General features: G+C 42.6%; 15 protein-coding genes. 7 read left to right on the plus strand and 8 right to left on the minus strand.

What is annotated here, in order from left to right:
• Window positions 1-4 precede the first annotated feature (4 nt).
• A complete protein-coding gene (dcd, locus tag C505_RS0114590) occupies window positions 5-598 on the minus strand; it encodes a dCTP deaminase (RefSeq protein WP_018693370.1) in 594 nt (197 codons plus the stop codon).
• A 3-nt stretch (window positions 599-601) separates the two neighbouring features.
• Window positions 602-1672 carry an iron-sulfur cluster carrier protein ApbC gene (gene apbC / locus C505_RS22485; protein WP_018693371.1) on the minus strand — a complete coding sequence of 357 codons (1071 nt, stop codon included), beginning with the start codon at window positions 1670-1672 and terminating at the stop codon, window positions 602-604.
• Between the two features lie 316 nt (window positions 1673-1988).
• Between apbC and C505_RS0114600 the strand changes: the two genes are divergently transcribed.
• Window positions 1989-2603 (plus strand): hypothetical protein, encoded by a 615-nt coding sequence (locus tag C505_RS0114600; protein WP_018693373.1) that lies wholly within the window; start codon window positions 1989-1991, stop codon window positions 2601-2603.
• A gap of 204 nt (window positions 2604-2807) precedes the next feature.
• On the opposite strand, the gene C505_RS0114605 is transcribed toward C505_RS0114600, so the two are convergent.
• The gene (locus tag C505_RS0114605) at window positions 2808-3017 is read right to left on the minus strand and encodes a cold-shock protein (protein WP_018693374.1); all 210 of its coding nucleotides are present in this window, start codon (window positions 3015-3017) and stop codon (window positions 2808-2810) included.
• Between the two features lie 119 nt (window positions 3018-3136).
• Entirely contained in the window at window positions 3137-3412 is a 276-nt protein-coding gene (locus C505_RS0114610) for an acylphosphatase (RefSeq protein WP_018693375.1), read from the minus strand.
• A 62-nt stretch (window positions 3413-3474) separates the two neighbouring features.
• Here C505_RS0114610 and C505_RS23775 point away from each other — a divergent pair, with 62 nt between their 5' ends.
• The gene (locus tag C505_RS23775) at window positions 3475-4257 is read left to right on the plus strand and encodes a substrate-binding periplasmic protein (protein WP_083938352.1); all 783 of its coding nucleotides are present in this window, start codon (window positions 3475-3477) and stop codon (window positions 4255-4257) included.
• A 7-nt stretch (window positions 4258-4264) separates the two neighbouring features.
• On the opposite strand, the gene C505_RS22495 is transcribed toward C505_RS23775, so the two are convergent.
• The 4 genes from C505_RS22495 to C505_RS0114635 all read right to left on the minus strand — a co-directional run bounded on the left by C505_RS22495 (window position 4265) and on the right by C505_RS0114635 (window position 8671).
• Complete coding sequence (locus C505_RS22495) at window positions 4265-6649, minus strand: hybrid sensor histidine kinase/response regulator (protein WP_018693377.1); 2385 nt, start codon at window positions 6647-6649, stop codon at window positions 4265-4267.
• Window positions 6646-7659, minus strand: a complete 1014-nt coding sequence (locus tag C505_RS0114625; protein WP_018693378.1) for a cytochrome-c peroxidase — start codon at window positions 7657-7659, stop codon at window positions 6646-6648. Before C505_RS0114625 ends, C505_RS22495 begins: the two co-directional genes overlap by 4 nt.
• Window positions 7660-7868: 209 nt before the next feature.
• The gene (locus tag C505_RS0114630; protein WP_018693379.1) at window positions 7869-8123 is read right to left on the minus strand and encodes a hypothetical protein; all 255 of its coding nucleotides are present in this window, start codon (window positions 8121-8123) and stop codon (window positions 7869-7871) included.
• Window positions 8124-8398: 275 nt separating this feature from the next.
• On the minus strand, window positions 8399-8671 hold the full coding sequence (locus C505_RS0114635; protein ID WP_018693380.1) for a hypothetical protein: 273 nt from the start codon (window positions 8669-8671) through the stop codon (window positions 8399-8401).
• Between the two features lie 449 nt (window positions 8672-9120).
• On the opposite strand from C505_RS0114635, the gene C505_RS0114640 reads away from it, so the two are divergent.
• From C505_RS0114640 to pulA, 5 genes are all read left to right on the plus strand, one after another.
• The gene (locus tag C505_RS0114640; protein WP_157369069.1) at window positions 9121-11121 is read left to right on the plus strand and encodes a hypothetical protein; all 2001 of its coding nucleotides are present in this window, start codon (window positions 9121-9123) and stop codon (window positions 11119-11121) included.
• A 168-nt stretch (window positions 11122-11289) separates the two neighbouring features.
• Window positions 11290-13404 (plus strand): 4-alpha-glucanotransferase, encoded by a 2115-nt coding sequence (gene malQ / locus C505_RS22500; RefSeq protein ID WP_169337049.1) that lies wholly within the window; start codon window positions 11290-11292, stop codon window positions 13402-13404.
• Entirely contained in the window at window positions 13397-15838 is a 2442-nt protein-coding gene (locus tag C505_RS0114650) for a glycogen/starch/alpha-glucan phosphorylase (RefSeq protein WP_018693383.1), read from the plus strand. The genes malQ and C505_RS0114650 overlap by 8 nt, the downstream gene beginning before the upstream one ends.
• A 146-nt stretch (window positions 15839-15984) precedes the next feature.
• Window positions 15985-17616: an alpha-amylase gene (locus C505_RS22505; RefSeq protein WP_018693384.1), complete on the plus strand. Its 1632-nt coding sequence runs from the start codon at window positions 15985-15987 to the stop codon at window positions 17614-17616.
• Window positions 17613-20738, plus strand: a complete 3126-nt coding sequence (gene pulA, locus C505_RS22510) for a pullulanase-type alpha-1,6-glucosidase (RefSeq protein WP_018693385.1) — start codon at window positions 17613-17615, stop codon at window positions 20736-20738. Before C505_RS22505 ends, pulA begins: the two co-directional genes overlap by 4 nt.
• The last annotated feature ends 3 nt before the right edge of the window (window positions 20739-20741 follow it).

Genomic DNA, 20741 nt, shown 5'->3' on the forward strand with positions numbered 1-20741 from the left:
GAGCTTACCCTTCAACTGTATCTTCGTTGATCCGACTGGCAACAGCACTGCTTTGGTGCTTATATTTTGCATCGGTGCGTGCATGATATGGACGTGCAGCTTCACCTGTCATGGTCTCAAAACTAATTGCGCCAATTTTCATGAGTGGTCTTAAAGCAAGTGGCAGCTTTCCGCTATTGTAAAACTCTAGGACGATATTGCCAGACCAACCTGGATCAATCCGATGCGCAGTGACGTGTACCATCAACCCTAATCTCGCCAAAGAAGAACGCCCATCAAGCCATCCTACAATATCAGCGGGTAAAGTTACTGATTCATAAGTAATGGCAAGTGCGAGTTCGCCCGGATGAAGGAAAAAAGCTTCGTCATCAGAAATGTAAATTTCTTCACTCATCACTGATTCGAGCTGAGACTGAACTTCGTCTCTCGGCCCACTGAGGTCGATGAAGGGTGCTGCATGATCGCGAAAGACGCGGAAGCTATGCCCAAGGCGCATATCAACAGTGACACCACTGATCATGTCTTTCTTTGGTGCTGGCTCGATTTGAATTCGGCCTTGTGCAATTTCTTGTTCGATATCTTTATCGCAAAGTCTCATCGGTTAGTCATCCGTCATGATAATTTCTGGTTGTTTCGCCTGTGCGTATTGGCGTGCATAGTGAAGTCTGCTTGCTGCTTTTTGACCAATTTGTCGATAAAGCGCTGCGACCTGCGTATCCAAATGGGAGAGTGCATGTCCACAATCAGCTGCTTCACGAATCGAAGATTGAAGTGGAAACTGTCCCAACACTTCAACCTGATATCTTGTTGCTAGGTCCTGTGCACCCATTTGGCCAAATATCATGTCTTCATGGCCGCACGAGGGGCAGTGATAATAACTCATGTTTTCGATTAAGCCAATGATTGGTACATTCACTTCTTGAAACATTGTCAGACCTTTTCTTGCATCTGCAAGTGCAATATCTTGTGGCGTTGTGACGATGACAGCACCGGAGCAAGGCACCTGCTGAGACATCGTCAGTTGAATATCACCTGTACCTGGCGGCATATCAACAATAAGGTAATCAAGTGTTCCCCAGTCGGTTTCTGAAAGAAGCTGTTGTAATGTTTTAGATGCCATTGGCCCACGCCAGATCGTTGCTTTTTCCTCTGGTACCAAAAAGCCGATCGACATGAGTTTTACACTATCGACCAGTATGGGCTTGAGTTGATGCTGATCTTCTGTGACGGGTTTTTGATCTTTGACGCCCATCATGAGCGGAATAGAAGGCCCATAAATATCGGCATCCAGTAATCCAACTTTGGCACCATCTTCCGCAAGTGCCCGTGCTAAATTAACAGCTGTTGTTGACTTACCGACACCACCTTTTCCAGAAGAGACAAGTAGTATGTGTTGGATCTGTTTATAAGTCTTTTGAGAGTGATCTGGCACAAACTCAATGGACCACTTAAAGTCAGGTGAGTCAGAAAACAAATCGGTCAGGTCTTGTTCCAAAGTATGACCAACAGGAAATGGAATTTGGAAAACACAGCATGTTGAGGACAGAAAATGGGTGTACTTCGCGAGTCCTTCTGGAAGAAGCTCATGGGTAAATTTCTTGATGCGTGCTTGGATATCGGCAGAAGGTTTAGACTCTTTTTTGGAAAAAAATCTTGGAAAAAAACCAGTCATGGCAATTACTCTATTTCTTGATAGCAAGTTTATATCCGCGAAACGAAATGGTGCGCTCCAACACAATGGTATTGTCAAGTTGTGTATTGTACATGAGTCCAGTGGATTGATGCTATGACTCTTCGAGGCTGTTTCAGGATTCTTTCAAATTTTTAGACACCCTATTTTCATTCTTTACATAAACGACATATAAATTAGGTACATTTTCACGTAAGCTTGATTGTGATTCGCAAAGAGGTACGAATACTTAAGTGTGAATATGTAAACTTGAGTCTAAAGATAACAATAAAAAACAAAAGCAAGAAAGGGGGTCCTCATGGGCATGCTCATTTTCTCAGCAAATGACAATGTTGAGCTCATCAACGAAATACAAGAAGAACACCACAAGCGATTTGGCTTTTATATGATTGCGGAAGGCGTGGAGACATGGATCATTCATCAGGATGACGCTGGACAAGTTCTGGGTGGGGTTGCGATTGCAACGCTGACGGAGCAGTCTTATCCATTCGTTGTTGAAGAATATGACTATGCGCTTCCAGGGACGTTATCGGAAGGAAAAGAGGTAACAAATTTGTTCAAGTTTGTGGAAGATCGCCAGACAAACAAATATAAATTATTGTTTGCAGCCTATACGCAACTTCAGAAAATGGGTTTAAAGTATGGGATCATGTTTACACGCCGAAAGTATGTGGATGAATTATTAAATATTGGTGTGCATTTCCAGAAAATTCGCCCTGCTGTATCAGCTATTGATGTTCCGCGAGCAATCGAAAATTTAAGGAAAGTGTATGGTGATCAAATTCAAGAAGAAGGTGAGACGAAGTATTTGGCATATGATACACCACGCTCTTATTTCTTCGTGTTGCAGCAAACCGATGCACTCTTACAAAGTTCAAAAGAAACACAACAGTTTTTAGAAAAGTTTCTATAAGTTCAATCTGTCTATTGACCAATGACCTTGGGAAATCAATTGCACCAGTCCGGTGATTGATTGATTTCTATCAGGCGTTCTTTAGAGCGCCTTTTTTATGGAGTGAAACCAGTAAGAATTGAATAAACAAGTGCAGATAGACACGCAGCTAAAAATTATCTCAATGCACCTGCTTATCTTGGGTGTTGTAATTATAAGTTGTACTTATAAAACGACAACGTTTTCAGCTTTAGGCCCTTTATTTCCTTGCTCTAAGGAGAATTGAACGCGCTGGCCTTCAGCGAGAGAACGAACACCCGCATTACGTAGTGCTGTGTAGTGGACAAAGACATCACTGCCGCCTTCATCTTGAATAAAACCAAAACCCTTTTCTTCATTGAACCACTTCACAGTACCAACTGATTGATTTGACATGTAAATAACCCTTACTCGTTTAAACAGGCACCTATCATTATATGTGATGGGATCTGAACGTCAATTCCATTATCGGTACAAGTTGTGTATTTATTACACGCAAACATTTGTTACTGAGTCTATATCGTCCTAAATGCTGATGCCTCGAAAGGATCAATGTGTTGCAAATCGACCTGACTGACTTCGGCAAGCTCTGGTCCCTGATGAAGGTAGTCAATAAGTTGTTGAATCGAATCATGGTCGCCACAAGCTTTGACTTCAACACGCCCATCTGGAAGATTTTTTGCATAGCCAATCAGATGGAGAGATTGTGCAACTTTTTGAGTTGATGCGCGGAACCATACCCCTTGTACCTTGCCTGAAACAAGGGCAAGAATCGCTTCGTGTTGTGTCATTTTCTATTTTCCTCTGCTTGACACCCTATACTTGATGTTACAGGTATTGTCTTGGTCATGATATGAGAATTTTTATTTTATTCTTGTGTATGTTTTGGAACCAGCCCGTGATTGGCTCTCGAATATTGCTGACCAATGGGGAATGGCCGCCAATTTTGTCAGAAAATCTTCTAGAACATGGGTTTGGCTCTGCAATTGTAGAAGCTGCTTTTGCTGAGCAAGGTGTCTTAGTGTATTGGGAATTTCTGCCGTGGAAGCGGGCCTATCATAAAGCGGAAGTCGGGTCGCTTGACGGCACAGTTTTATGGGTGAAGACTCAGGAGCGAGAAAAATCGTTTCTGTTTACGCATTCAGTGATTGAAGATCGTGAGTTCTTTTATTTTAAACAAGGCACTCAGTTTCGTTGGAAGACATTCAAAGACTTAAAAAAATTTGTGATTGGATTGAACAGCCATGCAAAATACCCAGCCCTCCAAGCAGCACTTGATGCTGGAGAACTGAACTATACCGCAGGTGGTGTTTACGAAAAGCAATTACAGAAAGTACTCGCTGGCCGAGTGGATATTACGCCATTGACAGAAATTGTGGGTGAATACTTAATCCGAACGAGCCTAACGCCGAAACAGCGCGCAGTGATCCAACGCGATACCCGTGTGCTGGATACACGTCAATATCATGTGATGATCTCCAAAAGTGCTTTGAGAGCACAATACTGGGTGAAAACCTTCAATATTGGACTGGCCCGTATTAGGGCAAATGGAAAGTATCAAGCTCTCCTCAGAGAACTTGAAACAGGGAAGTTTGATAAAAAAGTGAATACAGAACTGAAAGGTAAGAAAAGATAAACAGGGTTTAGTCGGCTAGAACCTCTTTCGCTGTATTTTCAGATAAAAAGGTCTCAAGTATTTCGCCAAGTGTATCCTGTTCAAATGGTTTACCGATGTGGCCATTCATACCAATCTTTATATATTTTTCGATTTCTTGTTTCAATACATTGGCTGTTAAAGCAATGATCGGTGTACTCGTATCACTCTCACGGATTGCTTTTGTTGCTTCAAGACCATCCATCACTGGCATTTGAATATCCATGAAGATCAGATCAAAATGTCTTTGCCTTACATGCTCAATGGCTTCCTCACCATTTTTTGCAAGTGTGAGTTTCAGCCCAAAGTCGCGCAACATATGTTCTGCGACGAGTCGATTGACTTCTACATCTTCAACGAGGAGAACATGTTTGTTGGGGTAGGTCGGCAAAGCTGGTGCCCCTTTTTGTTCATCCATGAGTTCCATATCGTCTTGATCGATATTGAGAAGTGCTGCGGTCAGTTCTTTTAATGAGAATGGTTTTTGAAGATAATGATGAAAAACATCCATCTCTGGGCCAGAATAAAGCTCCTCTTTACTATAGGCTGTCATCAAAATAAATTTGGCCTTATGTGCCAGTTCATCATTCAACTTTTTGGCAATATCCAATCCTGTTTCCATGGGGAACTCCCAATCCAGAATGATATAATGGAAGGTAATTGATGAAGAGGTGAGCTTCTCTACGGCTGATTGAGCATTATGGGCTGTCGTCACGTGCATATCCAGATATTCACACATGCTTCGTATTGTATCTCGGGCAATGATATGGTCATCGACGATGAGAACATTCTGTTTACGCAACGTATGTAAATTTTGTTCTTTATGAGAGTGGAGCTGGGGGATCACCAATGGAAACTGAACGCTAAAGCTCGTCCCCTTATCGACTTCACTGGAAACGGATATCTGCCCATCCATCAGTCGAACAAGCTGCTCGCAAATTGCTAAGCCGAGTCCAGTACCACCGTACTTACGTGTGGTTGACTGGTCAGCTTGAACAAAGCTTTGGAAGATGCGATTTTGCTGCTCCTTTGTCATACCGATGCCAGTATCCACGACTTTGATACGATAGAACATCTGCCCACTGTCGTTAACCTCTGCATCAATGGATACTGTCACAGTCCCTTTTTCCGTAAACTTCAGTGCATTTGAGACAAGGTTGATGATAACTTGCCCTAATCGAACAGGATCACCCTGAATAAACTTTGGTATATTTACATCCATCTCAAAGAACAGCTGAACTTTTGCTTTGGAGTTCATATGCTGTTGAAATAAGTTTTTGACGTTATCGAGCACGCTCGTGATATCAAAAGAAATCGCTTCGATTTCTAATTTGCCAGATTCGATTTTAGAAAAATCAAGAATATCATTCAAAATCGTTACGAGAGATTTTGCTGAGAATTTTAAGTTCGTTAAGTACTGGATAATTGTCGGGTCTTTTTCCTTCTTTAAGCAAAGTTCAGTAATGCCAAGGACGCCATTCATGGGTGTACGGATTTCATGAGACATATTGGCCAGAAATTTTTCTTTTGCCTGACTGGCCTCAACGACACGGCGATTACTTTGTTTTAGTGCCAGCCCTAGTTGCAGCATAATTAACATGACAATCATGAAGAACAGACTCATCGCTGTGATAACAAGGACAAGAAACTCGGTTTTAATTTGGTATAAAGTTTCATCTTCCTCTGTGAAGAGACGATTTACAGATTCGATGACACTTTGATTGCGTAATTTTTCGAGGAGAATATTTGCTCGGACGACATTCTTCATGATGAAGCGTAAATGTTTCTCAATCACGCTCCATTGAATATCTATTTGCTTCAGTTCACTAAACTGGGGTGCATAGACACGTAAATCATCTTGAATCGACTGGTAAAGAGTCTCATCAGTATTGACTTGATAGGTGTAAACTTTGACAAGTAAAGCGCGAAGCTGTGTGAAAGTCTGAAGTGTTTCAGCATCCAGCTTTTCTTGGTTCGCAAGCTGAAGTAGCTTTTTTTCAGCACTGGCTATCAAACGCTTTGATGTGCCCATCATGGTTACGATGGATAGGTATTCGATGACGCCTTCATGAAGCGTATTCACTTCTGAGACCAATTCTTTTGAGGATTCAGGCTGTAATTTCTGATACTCATCCAATAGGTTATCGAGATAGAGCTGCACTTGCGCCTGCTCATCGTAATGTGGAGAAACTTCGACACCAACACTCAAGGTTTCAAGTTGATAGTTATTGACAGACTGACGAATATCCTGAAGCAGAGCCTTGGTTTCCTGATGTGACTCAATTTGCAGGTCGAGATCGGTTAATCGAGTCCCAACGTAAGTAAACAGCAACATGAGTGCCATCTCAATGAATAAAAATAGGAATCGGTTCATAGCGCTTGACTCATTAATTCCCCGGAAAAACTGTGAAGCAGTGCTTCGATATCTGCAACATCTTGATCGGCAAGTTCCATTCCTAGCTGGCTTCGCCCCATAATTCGAATCGCTTCTTGGAGTTCTTTAACAGTACCGTTATGAAAATAAGGCGCTGTTTTTGCGACATTGCGTAAAGAAGGGACTTTGAACAGGAAGGCATGATTTTCCTGCTTGGTAAACTCTTGCAACCCTTTATCGTTAAGTAGTTTTTCAGGGACTAGATCAACCCGACCTAACTTTTGATAAAAATTTCCGCCAATGTTCACACCTTGGTGGCATGTGATACAGCCAAAGGATTGAAACTTCTCCCATCCACGCTTCTGTTGTTCATTGAGCGCCGTTTGATCACCAAGTAAATAGCGGTCAAATGCCGCATCTGGGGTGATCAAGCTCTCCAAATATGTCACCAAGGCACGTTTCATGTTCTTCTGATTGATGCCTTCAGGAGAGAGTTTGTAAAATGCAGAGCGGTAATAACTATCCTTGTTGAGTTTTTCGATGACTTCTTGCCAAGAAGTAGCCATTTCTACTGGGTTATGAATAGGCCCATCCATTTGTTCAGCCAAACTGGCAGCTCTTCCATCCCAAAATTGGCGGAAATTAAATACGGCATTGAGCACGGTTGGGGAGTTCCGTGTTCCAGATTGATTTTGATGCCCAATACTGATGGCTAACCCATCATCACCGCCTTCATTTACAAAGTGGCATGATGCACAGGAAATATCATTTTCTTTCGATAAAAGGGTACTATGAAAGAGCGCTTCGCCAAGACGAGCCCACTTTTTGTCAACCACGAGTTCTTTTGGGAGCGGTTGAATCGGCCCTTCGACAGTCTGAAATGTATACTGTGTCGGAGAAAAAACTTCTTCGTGTTGAATCGTTTTATTTTTATGCAGATGGTAACCAATAATAAATACAATACATGCCACAAATGAAATGCATAAAAAAACAAAATCTTTTAAGGTCATTTTGAGAGTAAATCCCCTGAACGCAATCCTTTTAACATAAATTCTTAAAATTCAATGAGTAAGTATCTCTTTGGTTTGATGCTCTTAAAGCATAGAATGCATCAAAAGAAACTCAAAGTTTATGTTCAAGGGAACATAAAACTGATCAGGATAAATTGCAAGGGATTAATTCTTTCCATGCCCAATCGAAGGGCATGAAATTGGGATGATTACCGAACAATTTCGACAATGTAATCGGAACATACGGTAATTTTTGTTTCTTTTTGAAACTCAACAATTGGGAATTCGTAGCAGGCTTCTTTAATGTTGCCCGGGCGGATTGCTTTATATGTCTTAACACGTTTTCCATTTGAGTAAATATGAACCAATTCGACAAATAATGACTCAGTTGCTTTCGCTTGCATTGCACCGATTGACGTTAAGATAAATAAAAGAGAAAGAATTTGAGCAAGAGACGATTTCATACAATACCACCACAAAACAACTGCATCACAATTAAATAGTATGAATATTGTACAGGCCTTTTCTGAACGTAAGCTGAACTAAAAGAAAAAGACCGGATGGAGGGATCCGATCTTTGTTACCGAAGTCTAGTTAACTCTACTGAAATAGATTAGGTTTGAGGATAATCCACTAAGCCAAATCTTACGTAGGAAATATTAATTTATACGAAAATATGTCAGCTTTCAGTGCAAAAATGTAAAGAAAAGTATGAGCGTGTTGTTTCAAGGCTGCAACCTCAGCACCCCAACTGTAACTTTTCAAACTCATCTTGGCTGAGCTGCCACACTTCAAATAATTCATCAGGCCCTGAAGGGGTTGCTTGTGTGTCCACCCAGCTAAAGAACTCTTCAATATGCGTTTTCATCACACGTTCTTCTAGAAAAAAAGATTCGGGGGTACGGTAAAAGACAGTGTCATTGACAATTGAAGTTACATAACGATCATTAAAGTAACCAATCACCTCTTTTGGTGACTTCGCGCGATAGCGCTTTCCGATTTCCAATTTCATCACTGATAAACCTCTAGCAGAGCGTCACAAACGAACATCAAAGCGCTCATAATTCGCCATAAAACAAGATTCAGTTTTATCTTGCGTCGATCAAGATATAATTTTATTAGTATAGACGGAGAAGGAGATCTCGATAGATGTTCATCATGAATTCTGCTTTACCACTAGATTTTTTTAATAGATATCATTATGCTACACGTTCTTGCTAATGGAGATTGTAATAAGGACGTGTCAAATGTACCCCTTCGGTAAAGATGATCAATGTGGTATTAATATTCAATGCTGTAAGATTAGTTTCCGGGTGTTTGCAGGGCAAGTTCTCGGAAAATGCTGGTTGCTGATGCCCTGTGAATATACGCCGAACTGTTTGAGACACGGCTAGTTTATACCAAGCCATGATGTTTTTCTGGTTCCATTCGTTTTTTCTTTTCTTCTTATTCACACTTGGAATGGGCATTTTTCTATTGGCTCCGTTTTTCCGTGCTTATCGGGAGCAGGGGTTCCATCAAAAGTTACTTCAAGAGAAACATGTCACACTTGGACATAAGCACCGTAAGCTTTCTTCTACAGAAGTAAACGCCCTCAACCGTTTTTTTGGTCAGTTTTACGACTTTAGCCCCTTCCATAGCGAGTTAAGGGTGTACAAGCAAGCTGGGTATCTAGGGCCAGTTCAAGATGTGGATCAGAAACAAAAACGGCATGTTCATGTCACTTTTCTGGATGGGATAGCAAGACTGTTGCCCGCTTGGCATCATCTATGTGGTCAAGTTGTTGAAGTGACATTAGTCGAGCTGGACGATCCAGGTCAATGCCCAATCATATTGAATATTGAGGACAAATTTTCTTTAGTCGAGCAATACGAGATACTACAGACTGTTGAATCTGAAAAGGAAAAAAGTGGACGACTCGATGAAACGTCTGAAGTAACATTGATCAATAAACGCCGTATGACACGACGTGAAGCGTACTTACTGAATCAAGGCCACGCGCCCTGGCCGCAGTTTATCTTATTCTGTGTGTTTATTAGTCTTGTGTTTTATGACGCTCAGTTAAATTCATCTTGTGTCTTATTTTTCGGATCGCTCGTCTGCGTCGTATTAATGAAGAAAATCTGGGATGGTGATCCACCTCGTCGTCGTGTTGTTTATACCTTGCAAGGGAAACTTCGTGAAGCGGGTGATTTCTCTGGGATTTCATTCCATGACGATGGCTCATCAGAACAGGTTCTGTCGGACTGTGAGAGTCGAGACATTTATATTCCTGCAAATTATGGTTATCAACGGGCGATGCTATTACCCAAAAATAAATATCGAGCGCGTCGTTATACGCCACCAAAGTTGAAATATACCTCTGCATTTCGATATGGATTGTTTGCCTGTGCGATTTCCCTCTTTATGCTCTGTCGGTTTGATTCACCCTGGCATTACATTCAACATTCATTCTCTGAAGTAAAACCAGCAATAAAAATCGATCAGATTTTAGAGTTAAAACAGAGACGGTTTCAATTATTTGAATCTCTTCAGTTTGAGCAAATATGGCTCGTGAGAGAAATGGGTGCTGATAATTTAAATCGTAACGGCTGGTGGCGGTTGGCTGATATTCGAGACTTAGACCAGCTGGATATTCCTTCGTTTTCATCCACAGATGTTCAAGGCTGGTTGCGCTTGAATGAACAAGTAAGAAAGCACGTGGTGGTTTTGCATGATCGTGTTGTTTTATTTTCCCCGGCCGACCTTGTACATTGGTTAACAGGCGAGTGCCTTCAACTGAGTATCCAGAGAATATGCCGATATTTAGCATCGAGATTGCCGACAAAAGCAGAGCCATTGTTTGATGAAGGCGGACAGCTTCACCCTCAGTTCGAATCAATCCAAATTCCAAGCAAGACAAGTACATATACTGTCTTAAAACCAGGTGTTTTAGAGCGCTGGCTCATTGATGCTATGCCATTTTCAATTACACACGATGTGAATGAATATCTGAATACGGTGGCGATCGCCATGACGAAGTGGCGTGAAGATACACTGAAGCAAAACCCACTGATCAAATGGCCAGATATTTGGGCGGAACAACATTTTTCCATTGAATATGGGCGCTTTTATTCATTCAATACGCAAATGGAGTATCAAGAGCTGAAGCCATTGACAACGATGACTTGGACTGAATTTCAATCATTCATGCAAGAAAAAGCACAGGAAATGACTGGCACGATGATTGTTCAGGCGCCTTCGATACCATTTTCTGTTTTTTCAGATGAATACGTTGAAAATCATCGGTTACTGATACCGAATCAACAATCAGCAGTTGAGATTTGGCGTGCCGTTTTATTTTTCTTCATTTCTTTTCTCTGGACTATTTATTTTGCGATAAAGCTTGTGAAGTTTAGACAGCTTCATGAACGTGTTCATACCGAGTCTCAGTCCAACAATTCCACCGTTTACGTCACCTGACAAATTTTCTGTAAATTGTAATTGCGTATTTGACCCAAGAGCTTGGCGCGTTTCGACAATGTTCCAAAAAAAAGCATTCAGTAAACTTTGGCTATTCGTGTTAAATAGAGCAACGCCACTTGCATGATGTACATTTGGCGGATTGTCTCTCACCCTTGGGAGAATAGCTTGTTGCAGTATAAAGCTGAACAAATCCGAGCATTCGCAAAATACTACAATATTGCGGATGAGTTTATTGATGCATGGGGAAACAAAACAGAGATACCTGCCAGTGCGCAACTATCAGTGCTTCGGGCACTGGGTGTCGACGCCCATTTGGATACAATGGAGCCTCATGATGTGTCTGAATTACCAGAGACTCACCCAGGGGTATTGGTTGTACAGCAACAACTCCCTATTCAATTTCGACTTACCCTACCGTCAGAGTTATCCACTGCCCGTTGGATCCTGACGACCGAGGATGGGACATCAAGTACGGGAGAGCTGACGCTTACACAACCGAAAAAAATAACGATCGGTAAGCAGAAGTTCGTCCAATACGTTTGCACTTTGCAGCCAATCACTCAATCTGGCTATCATGAGCTGGGAGTTGATGTTGGTGTTGGTGAGCAAAGCCTGAAAATAACCCTGATTGTGACGCCGTCGCGATGTTTCCATCCTCACCCCCAGGCAAAAATTTGGGGGATCAGTACACAACTATATAGTTTGCGTCGTGAAAATGACCAAGGAATTGGTGATTTTACAGCATTACAAATGCTGATCCATGAAGCTGCCGCAAAAGGGGCTGACTATATCGGAATCAACCCTATTCATCTGAATTACCGTTTTGAACATGATGTAAGCCCTTACTCACCCTCTAGCAGAAAGCAATTAAACTGGATTTATTTAGATATTACGCGTGTACCAGGTGCGCAGAATTTAGAACTATCGGCAATCGAGTCAAAACCTGAGGTCGATTACATTGCAGTTTATGAGGCAAAAAAGTCGAACTTATATCAAGCTTTTTTACAATTTGAAGTTCGACCACCTGAGGAGCAAGTAAAGAAAGCCTTTGATGCGTACCTGAAGCATGAAGGTGAACATTTACACCAAGCTTCGATTTTTGAGGCTTTGGTAGAACACTTTTTTGATACTGGGCATGATTATGTTGGTTGGCAATCTTTCCCAGAAGAATATCAACAGGTGGATGCTGAAGCTGTGATTACATTTGCGAAGCAAAATGCCAAGCGTGTTCGATTTTTTCAGTTCTTGCAATGGCAAACAGAAGAGCAATTGAGTGCTTGTCATGAATTTGCAAAGCAGGTCGGTATGAAAGTTGGCTTGTATCAGGATTTGGCCGTTGGTTGTCATCGTGGCGGTTTTGATACTTGGTCTAATCCAGCGTGTTACCTGATGACAGCAAGCGCGGGCGCTCCCCCTGATCTGATGAACCTGAAAGGACAGAATTGGGGATTGCCGCCATTCCATCCAATGACATTAAAACAACAAGGGTATGCACCTTTTATCCAGTTGCTCAGAAAAAGCATGCGCCACGCCGGTGCATTGCGTATTGATCATGTTCTTGGTTTACTCCGGATTTGGTGTGTGCCAGAGGCAGAGTCGGCAGCAGAGGGTGCTTATTTGCATTACCCAATCGATGACCTGTTTGGGATTATCGCACTGGAAAGCCATCGTTATCAATGTCAGATTATTGGGGAAGACTTAGGCGTTGTGCCTGACCAGATGCGGGAAAAGATGAAGCAATACGGTTTGCTATCCTATCGGGTTTTTTTCTTTGAAAAGCAGGATGAGACATACATTCCACCACAGGAATACCCGCAAAACTCCATGGCTGTTTTAGCGACCCATGATTTACCGACAATTGCTGGATTCTGGTCTGGAGAAGATCTGATACAGCGCAAGTCGATAGGGCTGTTTCCGACGGAAGATGTTTATCAGGCGCAATTACAGCAACGTTATCAAGAGAAGATACAGCTACAGACGATGCTTGAATTACCCCAAGGCAGCGATGCATTTTCAAAAGTTGTGAATTGCGCGTTGCATCAGCATCTTGCGACATGCCGTTCGCATATGGTGACTGTTCAGCTAGAAGATTTGGTTGGACAGACAAAAGCAGTCAATATCCCTGGAACTTGGAAAGAATACCCGAACTGGCGCTTAAGAATGACAAAAACTGTGTCAGAAATCTTTCAGGAAACTTCGGTCCATCAATTGACAACAGCCGTTCAACAAACTCGTTTGTCTGTCCAGCATTCACTGATGAAAGAGCCAAATTATGAATAAAGAAAACTTATCACAACACGCGATCAGCGTTGAAGCTATGTGCTTGGAGTTAAAAGGGGTACTAAACAGTCAGATTGGAAAACAAGTCTCCGCGGCAACGTCAGAAGACTGGCATCGAGTCCTTGAACTTTATATTGCTGAGCAGGTGAACACTCGGAAGCTCTCGAAAGATGATAGGCAAGCAAAGCGTCAGGCCTTTTATCTTTCTGCCGAGTATTTAATGGGGAGAATGACCAGTAATAACTTGTTGAATTTGGGGCTGCTGGAAACAGCAGTGGCTGCTTTTGACACGCTGGATTTGAGCTTGTCTGATATCTTAGAATCTCAGGAAGATATGGCACTTGGTAATGGCGGATTGGGGCGCTTAGCCGCTTGTTTTCTTGATTCGACGGCAGCTTTGTCTTATCCGGTGACAGGCTATGGGATTTTGTATGAACATGGTTTGTTTAAGCAGTCATTTCATGGCGCAGCCCAAGTTGAAGCACCAGAAGTTTGGCGTGAGTTTGATGAAGGAAGTCAGCGCCTTCGACCTGAGTTTCAGCAATCAATTGGTCTAATGGGGCAGGTCGTGACAGAAGAAGTTGAGGGCCTTCGTGTGAAAGTGTGGAAGCCAGCCGTCACACTCCGTGGGATCCCTTGGGATGTACCAATCATTGGTTATGGTTCGGAAACAGTAAATACACTTCGTTTGTGGGAAGCGCGCGCAGAGCAAATCGTTGATTGGGATAAGTTTCAATCTGGCGCCTTTCATGAAGCTCAGAAAGAAGCGAATTTTGCACAGTCTGTGAATAAATTCCTTTATCCGAATGATGCGCATCCAGAAGGAAAAGAACTGCGTTTGATCCAGCAGTACTTTTTTAGTGCCTGTTCTTTGGGAGATATTGTGCGCAAGTTTAAAGCAACACAAGCTCCATGGTCATCGCTTCCTGAATTCGCTGTGATCCAGCTCAATGATACCCACCCAGCAATTGCGATTGTTGAGTTGCTCCGTTTACTCCATGATGAAGAAAGATTGAGCTTTACGGAATCACTGGGTTTATGTCGTCGAACGTTCGCATATACAAATCATACATTGCTACCAGAAGCTCTGGAATGCTGGTCGACCGATCTCATTGGGAAGCTACTACCAAGACACCTTGAACTCATTTATCAGTTGGATGATTTGATCCGTAACGAAGAGTTTTCTCAGCATTGGCCGAATGATGTTGTGACGCATGAGAAATTAGCGATTGTGCAAAAGGATGGCTGGACACGTATCAATATGGGTAACTTATCGGTGATTTGTTCTCAGAAGGTCAATGGCGTTGCTGAAATCCACTCTAAGCTTGTGAAAACACAATTATTCCCAGAGTTTGATGCGATCTACCCGTCTAAATTCACCAATGTGACGAATGGTGTTACGCCAAGGCGCTGGTTGAAGTTATGTAATCCTGCTCTAACTGCACTGCTCGATCGTCATATTGATAAAGATTGGCCGCTTGTACTGAGTAAATTATCAGGAATTGCTTCACTTGCAGATGACACAGAGTTTCAAGCACAGTTTATGGCTGTCAAGCAGGCGAACAAACGCCAGCTGGTTGATGTGATCCGTGAAGAAACAGGGATTGAAGTGTCTGAAAATGCATTATTTGATATTCAAATTAAACGTTTACATGAGTACAAACGCCAACAACTCAATCTCTTGCATATTGTTCACCTGTATCAACAGCTCTTGGAAAACCCTGAGATGCATGTGCCCGATCGTGTGTTTATTTTTGGTGCGAAAGCTTTTCCGTCTTATGAGATGGCAAAAGATATCATTTTTACCATCAATACAGTGGCGAATGTGATCAACGAAGATGGACGCATTCGCGGTAAATTGAAAGTCGTGTTTTTACCGAATTATCGGGTGAGTCTGGCCGAAAAAATCATTCCAGCAGCAGATCTATCCGAGCAAATTTCATTGGCAGGAAAAGAAGCTTCTGGGACAGGCAATATGAAGCTTGCACTCAATGGTGCAGTGACGATTGGTACATTGGATGGTGCAAATGTTGAAATTGCAGAAGAAGTCGGAGATGAGAATATTTTCATCTTCGGAATGACCGTCGACGAGGCGGATGCTCTGAGAATGAAAGGATATCAACCAAAGCAGTTCATCGAACAAAGCCCAGCACTTGCGAAAGCACTTTCTTGGCTAAACAATGGTAAATTCGGCAATGCACCTGAGATACAGCGTCTTTATCAAGACCTCACGAATAAAGATTACTTTATGAGCCTTGCCGATTTTGATAGCTACTGCGAGGCACATGCCGCGGCTGCGACAGCTTACCTCGATAAACCGCGTTGGGCGCGAATGGCAATTCTGAATACGGCTAAGGCTGGAAAGTTTACTTCAGATCGCTCAATTGAAGACTACGTAGAACGGATCTGGAGGCTTACAAAAGCACATTCATGATCCACGGTGGGGCGCAAATTGCGCCTCAATATTTGTTTGCAACTTTATCCACAAAAAAATAACTTTTGTATGAGATACAGCGTTTTAACACTAAAACAAAAAGACGTTAAACGTCAATAAAAAACGCAAATAAACAGGATAAAGAGATGCAAAAAATAATTCAAAAAGCTGGGGCTTGCCTCGGCGTTTTCGCGTGCTTGTCCATCTTGAATGTGACTGCACGCACAAATGTGCCTCCTCAACAACTTCCTTCTCCTCAAGGCAATGATCAAAACGGTGTATTGATGCAGTATTTTCATTGGTACTCTCCCGCCGATCAGGATCTTTGGAACCAAGTCGCAGATGAAGCGCATACACTTGCTGCAAAAGGGATCACCGCGTTATGGCTACCTCCGGCTTATAAAGGGATGAATGGGCAATATGATGTCGGGTATGGCGCGTACGATTTGTATGACTTGGGAGAATTTCAACAAAAGGGCAGTATCCCAACGAAGTACGGAACTAAGGATGAGTACTTACACAGTATCGTCGTTGCCCATGATGCGGGATTACAAATTTATGCAGATGTTGTTTTTAATCATAAGCTTGGCGCGGATGGGACGGAGCGGATCAAAGCAGTGCGTGTTGATCAGAATGATCGCAATACAGAGTACTGGGGTGATGTCGATATTGATGCCTGGGTTAAATTTGACTTTGCAGGACGACAAGGAAAGTACTCAGATTTTCAATGGCACTGGTATCACTTTGATGGCATTGATTGGGCGCAGAACCTCGGAAACGATGGATGTGTCACCTCAGATTGTAAACGAATTTATAAATTTCGAGGAGACCTCAAAAACTGGGAACAGGATGTTGATTGGGAAAACGGAAATTATGACTACTTAATGGGCGCTGATCTGGATTTAGAACATCCGGAAGTCGTTGAAGAGCTGACTCGCTGGGGAAAATGGTATCTGGATTTAACCCATGTAGATGGGTTTCGCTTAGATGCAGTGAAGCATATGTCGAGCGAATTTCTAGCCAACTGGCTCCAGGTACTGCGCGATCACACAGGGCAAGAGTTGTTTACGATGGGTGAATACTGGAGCTATGACACGGATCGGCTCATTCAATATCTCAATAAAACACATTTTCGTATGTCCCTTCTCGATGCGCCGCTCCATCTTCGTTTTCATCAGGCATCGACCGGGAATGGCTTCTTTGATATGCGTGGTTTGTTGGATAACACGTTGATGTCTCGCTCGCCTATTCAAGCAGTCACATTCGTTGAAAACCATGATACCCAGCCCCTTCAACAGCTGGAATCTCCAGTAAAAGACTGGTTTAAACCACTTGCTTATGCGGTTATTTTGCTGCGAGAAGAAGGGTATCCCATGATTTTTCATGCAGATTACTATGGTGCAACTTACAACGATAAAGGACAAACGATTGTCCTTGAGTCCCATCAAAAACATATCGACCAATTGCTTCATCTACGTCAGCAGTATGCATACGGTAAACAACATTCCTATTTTGATCATACGGATATCATTGGTTGGACACGAGAAGGGACAGACACTCATCCTCATGGACTCGCAGTGGTGATGTCAGATGGCCCTGGTGGTGTAAAGCGTATGTATGTTGGCCAACACCATGCGGGACACTGTTTTACAGAATCATTTCATCAGCAAGGTGGTTGTGTCCGTATTGATAACGAAGGCTGGGGAGAGTTTCAAACACAAGGTGGGCAGGTTACCGTTTATAGTTCAACACATCAAAAGAAAAAGGAAAAACAGTGAATATACGAAAAATTCATCGACTGCTGTTGTGTTCTCTCGCCACCACATTGGTGGCGTGTTCAGATGATGGTGGGAAGAAGGACTCACAATTGAAATTGCCATTTCAGCTCAAAGAAAATCAAGTGGCGATTTTCTACAAGCGTGATGATGCAAATTATGAGGGATGGGGGCTGCACTTATGGAATGATGAAGCCTGTGGGCTATATTCGGATATCCAGCTAGAAGGGATCAGTTGGGACAAACCACTTCCACCAGAGGGAACCCATCAAACGCTCGGTGCTTATTTCATTCTGAATACGGTGAAAATGGATGGCTGCGGTCACTTTATCATCCACCGGGGCGATGAAAAAGCACTTGGGGATGGTGATCAGAAAATAGAGCTGGAAAAAGGAAAAGTTGCTTATACACGTCATGGTGATCCAATCGTATATTATTCTCCAGATTGGCGAAATCCCTTAGAAATTGAAGGAGCATCAGCTCATTGGGTTGATAAAAATACATTGATTTGGGATGTTGCTGCAAAAGCGGAAACAGTGGAGTTGCGTTACGCATTTGATGCGGATATTCGTCCGAAAAATCACAAGATTGAAAATGGGACAGTCATTCAGCTGGAGAAAAAGTCTGACGCTCAAAAAACTCGTTTTCCCCATTTGAACGAGATTTCACAATGGCAAGTCAAAGCCACCGCAGATGTGATCCAAACAGCACTCAAAGGCCAACTTGTTGCTGTCGCATATGAAAAAGATGGGACAGTCATGAAAGCAACCCGTGTACAGACACCTGGTGTGCTTGATGATGTATATGCTTACGATGGAAATTTAGGTGCAATCAAAGTAACTGACGCATACCAATTCAAGCTCTGGGCACCAAGTGCGCAATCTGTTTCGCTACATGTCTATGATGCACAAAAGAAGCGATTAGCAGGCTATCCAAAACACATGGAAGAAGAGAAGGGTGTTTGGCGTTTAGACACAAAGCTGGATATTGAAGGAAAGTTCTATCGTTATGGTGTGACGGTTTTCCATCCTCAAAGCGGTCAAGTTGAGTCCTATGAAGTGACAGATCCATATTCTCTGAGCTTATCTACGAATAGTGAATACAGCCAGGTAGTGGATCTCACTCAACCAAATCTTAAGCCTGAATTATGGGACAGTCATATGGTTCCGGTATTGCCAACAGATAGAAATATGCTTGTGTATGAAACACATATTCGTGACTTTTCTCAGATGGATGATGAGGTTTCTCAAGCATATCGGGGCAAATATTTGGCATTTACAGAACAGGACAGTCATGGGATCAAACACCTGAAGCAACTGAAACAAGATGGCGTAAATACGATTCACCTGCTGCCTGCCTTTGATATTGCGACAGTCAATGAGCATGCAAAAGCACGTGTTGATTTATCGGATAAATTGGAAAAGTTATGCCAAATGAGGCCAGATGTTGCCATTTGTCAGACTGAAGATAAATCAAAGACAATCCGCGAAGTGCTCAAATCACAAGATGTAACTTCAGAAAAAGCACAACAGTTGATGGCTGATATTCGTCCAATCGATAGCTTTAACTGGGGATATGATCCTTATCATTATTCGGTTCCGGAAGGCAGTTATGCGACGAACCCTGAAGGTACAACTCGGATTGTCGAATTCCGGAAGATGGTACTGGCGCTTCATCAAATGGGGCTTCGTGTGGTGATGGATGTTGTCTACAACCACACCAATGCTGCGGGGCTTGCGAATACTTCTGTCCTCGATAAAATCGTCCCGGGTTATTACCACCGAAAAAATCCATCGTCCGGTGCAATCGAAACTTCAACTTGTTGCCAGAATACCGCAACAGAGCATCGGATGATGGAAAAGTTGATGGTTGACTCACTTGTGACTTGGGCAAGAGAGTACAAAATTGATGGCTTCCGCTTTGATCTCATGGGTCATCACCTTCGTACAAATATTCAAAATGCATACAAGGCAGTGCAAGCTGTTGATTCAGATACCCAGTTTTATGGTGAAGGTTGGGACTTCGGAGAAGTCTTGAATAACGCTCGTGGACAAAATGCAACCCAATGGAATATGGCAGGAACAGAAATAGCCACGTTTAATGATCGTTTGCGAGATATGGTTCGTGGTGGTGGCCCATTTGATTCACAAAGAGCGCTTCGTCAAAATCGCGGATTTGCTTCAGGATTATTTTTTGAAAGGTTGGTTGATGAGTTGAAAGAGAAAGCGCTGCATCAAGTGGATATGCTTCGTTTATCCATGGCCGGGAATTTACAGGACTATTCATTGGTGGATCACGAAGGAAAAACGATTTTGGGAAAAGCCATTGATTACAATGGACAGCCTGCTGGTTATGCAAAAAGTCCGTTGGATGTTGTGAATTACGTGTCTAAACATGACAACCAGACCCTATGGGATAATCTGATGTATAAATCAAAACCTGCGTGGACAATGGATGAGCTGATCCGCTTACATCGATTGGCACTCAGTATCCCGATATTCAGTCAGGGGATCCCCTTTATTCATATGGGATCTGAGTTTGCGCGTTCAAAGTCAATGGAGCGAGATAGCTTTGATTCCGGAGATTGGTTCAATGCTGTGGATTTTTCTCTAGAATCACACAATTGGAATGTCGGTTTGCCTAGAGAAGATAAGGACAGCCAAAACTGGCCAATGATCCGAGAGGTTTTAAAAGAGCGAGGTGAAGGGTTAACCCCGACGCAGCTTTCACTTTTACGAGATACGGTTCAAGAACACCTCCGTATTCGTCAAAGTAGTGCGCTGTTTCATTTAAAAACAGCGAAGCAAGTGAAGGAGCGTATCCAGTTTTTCAATACTGGGCCATTGCAGATCCCAGGATTGATTGTGATGAAAATATCTGACAAAACTGGGGATGAAGACCTCGACCCGAATCGTGAAAGCATTGTCGTGCTCATCAATGGTACAAATCAAGCGGTTGAATTCCAATCGGATGCACTCAAAGGGATGAATCAACATGTTGTGCAAGAAAACTCTAAGGATTTGTTCGTGCAGCAGGCGACGGTAGAAGCAGATGGAAACATAACCATACCTGCGATTACAACACTGATATTGGAGAAAAAACAATCCAGAGAAGTGTCGTTTTAAGAA

The sequence above is a fragment of the Algicola sagamiensis DSM 14643 genome, assembly GCF_000374485.1.
Lineage (GTDB): Bacteria > Pseudomonadota > Gammaproteobacteria > Enterobacterales > Alteromonadaceae > Algicola > Algicola sagamiensis.

Excerpts from the sequence above, each read along its gene's own strand:
- dcd (WP_018693370.1), bottom strand. The coding sequence starts at position 598 with ATGAGACTTTGCGATAAAGATATCGAACAAGAAATTGCACAAGGCCGA.
- apbC (WP_018693371.1), bottom strand. The coding sequence starts at position 1,672 with ATGACTGGTTTTTTTCCAAGATTTTTTTCCAAAAAAGAGTCTAAACCT.
- C505_RS0114600 (WP_018693373.1), top strand. The coding sequence starts at position 1,989 with ATGGGCATGCTCATTTTCTCAGCAAATGACAATGTTGAGCTCATCAAC.
- C505_RS0114605 (WP_018693374.1), bottom strand. The coding sequence starts at position 3,017 with ATGTCAAATCAATCAGTTGGTACTGTGAAGTGGTTCAATGAAGAAAAG.
- C505_RS0114610 (WP_018693375.1), bottom strand. The coding sequence starts at position 3,412 with ATGACACAACACGAAGCGATTCTTGCCCTTGTTTCAGGCAAGGTACAA.
- C505_RS23775 (WP_083938352.1), top strand. The coding sequence starts at position 3,475 with ATGAGAATTTTTATTTTATTCTTGTGTATGTTTTGGAACCAGCCCGTG.
- C505_RS22495 (WP_018693377.1), bottom strand. The coding sequence starts at position 6,649 with ATGAACCGATTCCTATTTTTATTCATTGAGATGGCACTCATGTTGCTG.
- C505_RS0114625 (WP_018693378.1), bottom strand. The coding sequence starts at position 7,659 with ATGACCTTAAAAGATTTTGTTTTTTTATGCATTTCATTTGTGGCATGT.
- C505_RS0114630 (WP_018693379.1), bottom strand. The coding sequence starts at position 8,123 with ATGAAATCGTCTCTTGCTCAAATTCTTTCTCTTTTATTTATCTTAACG.
- C505_RS0114635 (WP_018693380.1), bottom strand. The coding sequence starts at position 8,671 with ATGAAATTGGAAATCGGAAAGCGCTATCGCGCGAAGTCACCAAAAGAG.
- C505_RS0114640 (WP_157369069.1), top strand. The coding sequence starts at position 9,121 with ATGGGCATTTTTCTATTGGCTCCGTTTTTCCGTGCTTATCGGGAGCAG.
- C505_RS0114650 (WP_018693383.1), top strand. The coding sequence starts at position 13,397 with ATGAATAAAGAAAACTTATCACAACACGCGATCAGCGTTGAAGCTATG.
- C505_RS22505 (WP_018693384.1), top strand. The coding sequence starts at position 15,985 with ATGCAAAAAATAATTCAAAAAGCTGGGGCTTGCCTCGGCGTTTTCGCG.